The sequence below is a fragment of the Pseudomonas sp. Pseusp97 genome (genome assembly GCF_047304025.1).
Lineage (GTDB): Bacteria > Pseudomonadota > Gammaproteobacteria > Pseudomonadales > Pseudomonadaceae > Pseudomonas.
In genome coordinates this window covers 1-2,592 of record NZ_JBGLYK010000388.1, presented here as the reverse complement: position 1 = coordinate 2,592, position 2,592 = coordinate 1, and the positions used below count along the sequence as shown (strand labels likewise).

The following is a 2,592-nucleotide window of genomic DNA, read 5'->3' as shown; positions in this document are numbered from 1 at the left end:
CCACCGCCGCTGGTGGTGGAACTGGTCTGGCGCCGCGACGAGCCGTTGGGGCCGGCGGCGCAATGGCTGGGCGAGTGCTTTGCGGAGCATCTCGCTTCGCCCGTGTGACAGGCTCGCATACCGCTGCGCCGATCTGCTTTTCGTAGGAGCGAGCTTGCTCGCGAACAGGATTTCCCGGCTGCTCCAGCGTCAAGCGGTTCGCGAGCAAGCTCGCTCCTACAGAAAACGCTGCCCTGTTCAGGATTGGCCCGCTAATTTGCTACTCTCCGCCGCCATGAACCGGACCCTCTATACCCTGCTGTTCCACCTGGGCCTGCCGCTGGTCGCGCTGCGCCTGTTCCTGCGTTCGCGCAAGGCCCCGGCCTATGCCCAGCGCGTCGGCGAGCGCTTCGCCCTCGGCCTGCCGGCGCTCAAGCCAGGCGGCATCTGGGTGCACGCGGTGTCGGTAGGCGAGAGCATCGCCGCCGCGCCGATGATCCGCGCGCTGATGCAGCGCCACCCTGGCCTGCCGATCACCGTCACCTGCATGACGCCCACCGGCTCCGAGCGCATCCGCGCAATGTTCGGCGAGCAGGTGCAGCACTGCTACCTGCCCTATGACCTGCCCTGGGCGGCGGCGCGCTTCCTCGACCGCGCGCGGCCGGTGCTGGGCGTGATCATGGAAACCGAGCTGTGGCCCAACCACATCCACCAGTGCGCCAAACGCGGCATTCCGGTGGCATTGGCCAATGCGCGGCTGTCCGAGCGCTCGGCGCGCGGTTATGCGCGCTTCGGCGGGTTGACCCGGCCGATGCTGGAAGAGATGAGCTGGATCGCCGTGCAGACCGAGGCCGAAGCCGAACGCTTCCGCCAGCTTGGTGCGCACCCGGACTGCGTGAGCGTGACCGGTTCGATCAAGTTCGACCTGACCATCGACCCCGAACTGCTGGCGCGCGCCGGTGAGCTGCGCGCCCAGTGGCAGGCGCAGCAACGGCCGGTGTGGATCGCCGCCAGCACCCACGCCGGGGAAGACGAGATTGTCCTGGCCTCCCACCGCCAGTTGCTGGAGAAGTACCCGGAGGCGCTGCTGATCCTGGTCCCACGTCACCTCGAGCGCTTCAACCCGATGTTCGAGCTGTGCACCCGCGAAGGATTCCGCACCCTGCGGCGTTCCGCCGGCGCGCTGGTCACGGCGGACACCCAGGTGCTGCTCGGCGACACCATGGGTGAGCTGCTGTTCCTCTATGCGCTGGCCGACGTCGCCTTCGTTGGCGGCAGCCTGGTGGCCAATGGCGGGCACAACCTGCTGGAGCCGGCGGCGTTGGGCAAGCCGGTGCTGTCGGGGCCGCACCTGTTCAACTTCCTCGAAATCGCCGCGCAGTTGCGTGAGGTTGGCGCGCTGCGTGAGGTGGCCGATGCGCCTTCGCTGGCGGTCGCCGTGGCGGCGTTGTGGGACGAGCCTGCTTCGGCTGAGCGCATGGCTGAGGCGGGATTGGGGGTGATGAAGGCCAATCAGGGGGCGCTGGGGCGCTTGCTGGATGGGTTGGGGCGGTTGATCAAAGGTTGATCAGGCTTCGGAGCGGGGGATTTTCCCTCTCCCCAGCCCTCTCCCTGAAGGGAGAGGGGGCTGATCTGGCGCGGCGTGACAATTCTGAGCCAGCCGACTGACTCGGCGTCTTCCTACAACGCCGAACGGCTCCCTCTCCCTTCGGAGCGGGGCGTGCAGCCAGGGCGGGAGGAGAGGGCCACCTTTCGCGCCCAAAGTCCCAGGGTGCCTGTAGGAGCGAGCTTGCTCGCGAACCCGCTTGCCGCCGAAGTCACCCAAGAGCGTTCGCGAGCAAGCTCGCCCCTACAAAAGCTGCTCAGAACGTCGGCGGCGTGATCACCCAGAGCACCACGGCGTCCACATCCCCCGGATTGCCATAACGGTGCGGCTCCTGGCTGGAATAGCTGAAGCTGTCACCTTCGTTGAGCACGAAATGCCGCTCGCCCACCCACAGCTCGAAGGTGCCGCTGAGCAGGTAGCCGGCTTCCTCGCCGTCGTGGCTGTAGCTCTGCTGGCTGTAGGTGCCGGGCGGAAATTTCGAGTGGAGGATTTCCAGCTGGCGACTGGGCTGCGGGCTGAGCAGTTCGTCGACGATGCCGTCCTCGTAATGCACGCTGGTGCGCGCGTTGCGCCGCACCACGTAGCCGGCGTCGGCCGGGTCGACCTGCACTTCGCTGGCGAAGAACCACTGGATGGTCACGCCCAGGCTGCGGGCGATGTTGAACAACGCCGGGATCGACGGGTACGCCAGGTTGCGTTCCAGCTGGCTGATGTAGCCGGCGGTCAGCCCGCTCTGCTCGGCCAGCTCCGCCAGGGTCATGCCGCGCCGCTTGCGCAGGCCGCGGATGCGGGTGCCGAGGAACTGCGCTTCGGCGTTGGCGGGGGCTTCCTGCGGGGCTTTGCGGCTCATGCGGCGGGGTCCTGGCGATTTGCGTCGTGAGGCATTCTAAACAATGCGCCGGGGCTGTGGACCGATTGCCTTTCATGTAGGAGCGGGGGTTGTGGGGCAAAAAAATTAACGGGCCATTTGGGCGGGGCGGGTGGCGGGGCAGCGCGCGCCGAAAAAA

At 67.3% G+C, this 2,592-nt stretch carries 2 protein-coding genes and 1 pseudogene; 2 read left to right on the top strand and 1 reads right to left on the bottom strand.

Features of this window, described 5'->3' with window-relative positions; all coding sequences use genetic code 11:
* Positions 1–108, top strand: a pseudogene (locus ACCC94_RS29195) (LysR family transcriptional regulator); the annotation flags it as partial.
* Positions 109–274: 166 nt separating this feature from the next.
* On the top strand, positions 275–1,546 hold the full coding sequence (gene waaA / locus ACCC94_RS29190) for a lipid IV(A) 3-deoxy-D-manno-octulosonic acid transferase (RefSeq protein WP_413353069.1): 1,272 nt from the start codon (positions 275–277) through the stop codon (positions 1,544–1,546).
* Between the two features lie 295 nt (positions 1,547–1,841).
* Here waaA and ACCC94_RS29185 read toward each other — a convergent pair whose 3' ends face one another.
* Positions 1,842–2,435, bottom strand: a complete 594-nt coding sequence (locus ACCC94_RS29185; RefSeq protein WP_192225214.1) for a helix-turn-helix domain-containing protein — start codon at positions 2,433–2,435, stop codon at positions 1,842–1,844.
* Between the last annotated feature and the right edge of the window lie 157 nt (positions 2,436–2,592).

Excerpts from the sequence above, each read along its gene's own strand:
- waaA (WP_413353069.1), top strand. The coding sequence starts at position 275 with ATGAACCGGACCCTCTATACCCTGCTGTTCCACCTGGGCCTGCCGCTG.
- ACCC94_RS29185 (WP_192225214.1), bottom strand. The coding sequence starts at position 2,435 with ATGAGCCGCAAAGCCCCGCAGGAAGCCCCCGCCAACGCCGAAGCGCAG.